Raw genomic sequence first — 4,627 nt, 5'->3', positions numbered from 1 at the left:
CCTATCTTCAGCTGCTCCCGGGCGCCCACCCTGTTTTGGAGTGGGTCCGCGGCACTGGACTCAGGCCGGTCCTCGCGGCCCTCCCCGAGGACGAGGCCAGGGAGTTCGAGGCCGAATATTCGGCGCGGCTGGACGACGCGTATCCCGCGGGCCGGCACGGGACCGTTTTCCCGTTCCGCCGCACCTTTGCGGTGGCGCAAAAAACCGGGTGAGCGGGCGTGTCTGCCGGATGACACGAAGCACTCCGGAATGGGGCTTACAATGACGTGGCGGTATGGGGGCGGCCGTTAGGCTGATTCCATACCGGGCCCTGGGCTAGTAATGGAGGTTCGGTGCTTATAGGCCTGATGTCGCGGCTGCTGTCCGCGCATAAGGGGAGCGTGCTGGCCATCGTTGTGCTGCAGCTCGTGCAAGCCACTGCCAACCTGCTCCTGCCCACCCTGAACGCCGCGATTATCGACGACGGCATCATCGGCGGGGACAAAGGGGAAATCCTCTATCTCGGCAGCTGGATGGCCGGAATCGCCGCCGTTCAGGTGGTCACGGCCATCGCGGCCGGGTATCTGGGCGCCGTCGTCGCCATGGAGATTGGCCGGCAGCTGCGTCAGGAACTCTTCGCGAAAGTGCAGTCCTTCTCCTCCCAGGAGGTCAGCGCGTTCGGTGCGCCCAGCCTCGTCACCCGGGCCACCAACGACGTCGCCCAGATCCAAAACCTCGCCATCTTGATTTTCATCATGCTGATTGCGGCCCCCGCGATCTTTATCGGCGGCATCGTGCTGGCCGTGCACCAGGACGTTGTGCTGTCCTGGATCGTGGTCGTGGTGATCCCGGTCCTCACGGTGATCATGACCGTGATCGTGCGCCGCCTGATTCCCCTGTACCGCCAGGGCCAGGGGCTCCTGGACCGGATCGGCCGGGTGCTGCGTGAGCAGATCATCGGCGCGAATGTCATCCGCGGCTTCGTCCGGCAGGACCACGAAATCCGCCGCTTCGATGAAGCCAACAAGGACCTCACCCGGAACAACCTGCAGTCCGCCCTCCTGGTCGCCGCGATGATGCCGATGATCATGTTCGTGGTCAACCTGTCTTCCGTGTTCGTGGTGTGGTTTGGCGGCCACCGGATCGACTCCGGCGAAATGCGGCTGGGGGCGCTAACGGCGTTCATCGCCTACATCCTGCAGATCCTGATTGCCATCATGATGGCAATGTACGTGTTCATGACCGCCCCCAGGGCGGCGGCGTGCGCGGAGCGGATCCGCGAAGTCCTGGACACGGAACCGGCCATCGCGGATCCGGCCACTTCCGCCGGCACCGCCCCTCCCGGCAAGACGTCCCCCACCGGGACCGCCATTGCCGGCACCGTCCTTGCCGGCAAGACGGCGCACACCGGCAGCACCGTCGAATTCCGGAACGTGTCCTTCGCCTATCCCGGCGCCGAAGCGCCTGTGCTGGACGGCGTCTCGTTCACCGCCCGGACCGGGACCACGACGGCGATCATCGGCGCGACCGGCAGCGGCAAGACGACGCTCCTGAACCTGCTTCCCCGCTTCCTCGACACGACCGCCGGCGGGATCAGCATTGGCGGGCATAACGTGCGGGCCATGCCGCTGGACGTCCTGCGGGACCTCATCGCAATGGTCCCGCAGCAGTCCTATCTCTTCACGGGCACGGTCGCGGAAAACCTCCGGTTCGGCTCAGCCGCCGCGGACGAGCCCGAATTGTGGCAGGCGCTCGAGGCCGCCCAGGCCGCCGACTTTGTCCGGGCCCTGCCGCTAGGACTCGAAGCGCCCGTGAGCCAGGGCGGCACCAACTTCTCCGGCGGCGAACGGCAGCGCCTGTGCATCGCGCGGGCACTGCTCAAGAATGCCCCCGTCTATTTGTTCGACGACAGCTTCTCGGCCCTGGACTACGGGACCGACGTCAGGCTCCGCGCGGCCATCGAGCCCCTGCTGCGCTCGGCAACCGTGCTGATCGTGGCCGAACGGGTGTCAACAATCGTGGACGCCGGACTGATCCTCGTGCTGGAGGACGGCCGCGTCGTCGCGCAGGGTACGCACAGCGAACTCATGGAGTCCTCGCCCAGCTACCAGGAAATTGCCGATTCCCAGCTGGTGCTGGAGGAAACCCCGTGAGCCGCGGGCGGGCACATCGCGCCGGGACCACTGCGGGGCCCGGCGTCCCGGAGCGCATCAAATGGCAGATCGCCGGCCGGCTGCTTGGCCTGCTCCTGCCGCTGAAATGGCGGATGGCCGGTGTCATCGCCGCCACCTGTGCGTTCGTGACACTCAATGTGGCGGCTCCGAAGGTCCTGGGCGACGCCACCGACGTCGTCGTCGCGGGCTTCATGGGCGGCTCCCTCGACGAGCAAGAGTTGGCCGAGCGGCTGCTGGCGGTTTCCGCCATGTATGTTGGGGCTTCGCTGTTCAGCTGGATCCAGGGCAGTCTGGCCGCCACAGCTGTGCAGCGCCTCAGCTACGGGCTCCGCGGTTCCGTGGAACAAAAACTCCACGTGCTGCCGTCCAGCCATTTCGAGGAGCAGCGCCGCGGCGACGTGCTCAGCCGCGCCACGAACGACGTCGACAATATCTCCCAGGCCCTCAACCAGCTCCTGAACCAGCTGATCATGTCCCTCCTCATGCTCTCCGCCGCACTCGCCATGATGCTGTGGCTCTCGCCGCTGCTGGCACTGATCGCTGTCCTGTCGGTGCCGGTGTCCACGGCCATCACGGTGCTCGTGGCCCGGCACTCCCAGGCGCATTTCAAGGAGCAGTGGAGCAGTACTGGGGCACTGCACGCCCAACTCGAAGAGTTCTTCACCGGCCACGAAGTGGTCAAGGCCTTCGGCCGGCAGGAGGCATCGGCGGTGAGCTTCCGGGAGTACAACGACAAGCTCACACGATCGAGCACCCGTGCCCAGTACTTGTCCGGCATCGTGCAGCCGCTGTTAATGTTTGTCGCCAACCTCAACTACATTGCGGTGGCTGTTGTGGGGGCGCTCCAGGTTACCGCGGGGGCGATGACCATCGGCGGCATCCAGGCTTTCTTCCAGTTCTCCCGCCTCTTCAGCCAGCCCGTGGGCCAGATCGGCGGAATGCTGACTCTCATGCAGTCCTGCCTGGCCTCGGCGGAGCGCGTGTTTGAGCTGCTGGACGCTCCGGAGATCCCGCCGGACAGCGCGGTGCCTGCCGTTTCGGCCAATGGCGCCGGCAAGCTTCATCGCGGCGGCTCCCCGCGAAAACTCCACGTCCCGCGCAAAGCCTCCAACGGACGCAAGTCCCGCGCCCCGGGCACGTCCCAGGCCCCACTGAATTGGGGCGCGGTGGCGGGCCGGGTGACGTTCGAGGACGTCAGCTTCAGTTACAGCCCCGGCACCCCAGTGGTGAAGGACCTCTCCTTCACGGTGGAGCCGGGACAGACCGTGGCAATCGTGGGACACACCGGGGCCGGCAAGACCACCGTGGTAAACCTCCTGATGCGCTTCTATGAACTCGACTCCGGGCGGATCCTGGTGGACTCGACCGACATCGCCACCATCCCGCGCGACGAGCTGCGAAGCGCCTTCGGCACCGTTCTGCAGGATGCGTGGCTGTTCACGGGCAGCATCCGGGAGAACATCGAATACGGCCGGCCCGGTGCCACCGACGCCGACATCGTGGCCGCTGCCCGCGCCAGCCACGTGGACCAGTTCGTCAGGTCCCTTCCGGGCGGCTACGCCACGATGCTCGGCAACGACGGCGACTCCCTGAGCCGCGGCCAGCGCCAGCTAGTCTCGATCGCGCGGGCGCAGGTCGCGGGGCGCAGCATCCTGGTGCTGGACGAGGCGACGAGTTCGGTTGACAGCCGTACCGAGGTGCAGATCCGGCATGCCATGGAGCGGCTGCGGCAAGGTCACACGAGCTTCGTGATCGCGCACCGTTTGTCCACGGTCCGGGACGCTGATCTAATTCTCGTCATGGACCACGGACGAATCGTTGAACACGGGACGCATCAGCAGCTGATGGCCAGGCGCGGGCTCTACAAGGATTTGTACGAGGCACAGTTCGCCGGTCGCGAACAGGTCCCGGCCGTCCGGGAGGCGGAACAGTGAGCTCCACGGACACCGCGGGGGAGCGTTTCCCCGGTTCGTGGCGGACCAACCCTGCCAGCTCCGTGCCGCTCTTCGAACAGCTCCGGCTGTACGTCATTGAACGCGCAGACAACGGCACGCTCGCACCGGGCACGAGGCTTCCGGCCGTGCGGAGCCTCGCCGGCGAACTGGGTGTGGCACCCCACACTGTGGCGCGGGCGTACAAGGAACTCGAGGCTGCCGGCGTCGTGGTGACGCGGGGCCGGAACGGCACCGTTGTCTGTGCCCGCGATGCCGCCTGGAGCTCGCTGTCCGCCGCCGCCGCCGAGTTCGCCGCGGCCGCCAAGGCCCAGGGCGCGAGTTTCGCCGAGGCCGTGCAGTTGCTCGCCGCCGCTTACGACCGCCAGTAGCACATCCGGCGCTGCCCCTGGTGCGCAGAATAGTTTTTCGAAGAAGTTTTCGATTAGCATTAGATTCGTGCCTAAAGCCGTAGCTGAAGATCCAGCCGTTGAAGTCCAGTCCGCCATCGAACCGCTGGCAGCCCGGGATGCCGCCCCGTCC

The 4,627-nt window shown here is 66.4% G+C and carries 3 protein-coding genes and 1 pseudogene; all 4 read left to right on the top strand.

Translation table 11 applies throughout. From position 1 onward, the window contains the following. Window positions 1–212: pseudogene (locus LQV16_RS22910) on the top strand (trans-aconitate 2-methyltransferase); the annotation flags it as partial. Window positions 213–347: 135 nt separating this feature from the next. Then, on the top strand, window positions 348–2,132 hold the full coding sequence (locus LQV16_RS22905) for an ABC transporter ATP-binding protein (protein ID WP_229996137.1): 1,785 nt from the start codon (window positions 348–350) through the stop codon (window positions 2,130–2,132). Between the two features lie 113 nt (window positions 2,133–2,245). Beyond that, window positions 2,246–4,087: an ABC transporter ATP-binding protein gene (locus LQV16_RS22900; RefSeq protein WP_229996136.1), complete on the top strand. Its 1,842-nt coding sequence runs from the start codon at window positions 2,246–2,248 to the stop codon at window positions 4,085–4,087. Further along, window positions 4,084–4,476, top strand: coding sequence for a GntR family transcriptional regulator (locus LQV16_RS22895; RefSeq protein ID WP_229996135.1), 393 nt, complete (start codon window positions 4,084–4,086; stop codon window positions 4,474–4,476). Before LQV16_RS22900 ends, LQV16_RS22895 begins: the two co-directional genes overlap by 4 nt. Window positions 4,477–4,627: the final 151 nt, after the last annotated feature.

This window comes from Arthrobacter sp. Bi26, from assembly GCF_918697925.1.
GTDB lineage: Bacteria > Actinomycetota > Actinomycetes > Actinomycetales > Micrococcaceae > Arthrobacter.
Note: the sequence above shows the minus strand (reverse complement) of the source record. Positions and strands in the feature narration are given on the sequence as shown.